This window comes from Bacillus sp. EE-W1, assembly GCF_009760835.1.
Taxonomy (GTDB): Bacteria; Bacillota; Bacilli; order Bacillales; family Bacillaceae_G; genus Bacillus_A; species Bacillus_A wiedmannii.
Genome location: NZ_WIPE01000057.1, coordinates 312 through 599 on the forward strand (window position 1 = coordinate 312; position 288 = coordinate 599).

Genomic DNA, 288 nt, shown 5'->3' on the forward strand with positions numbered 1-288 from the left:
CTGACAAAATGGCGAAATCTTTTAGTCCCACATCCATTCCAATGTAGGAATTTGTTTTCGGAAGTTCTTGCACTTCAGTTTCAACTAACAATGACACAAAGTATCTGCCAGAAGGGTTCCGTCTAACTGTAGCATTTAAAATACGTCCCTTTACTTCACGTCTTTTGGCAAATCGAACAAGACCTAGTTTTGGCAACTTCATTTTGTTTCCTACAACGGCAATATTTTCATTTGTTTGTTTTGTGGTATAAGATTGCACGTTGTTTTTCTTGGATTTGAAACGCGGGA

Annotated in this window: 1 pseudogene; it reads right to left on the reverse strand. The window is 37.8% G+C overall.

The features are described from left to right. Window positions 1-288, reverse strand: a pseudogene (locus GFJ36_RS10525) (IS200/IS605 family element RNA-guided endonuclease TnpB); the annotation flags it as partial.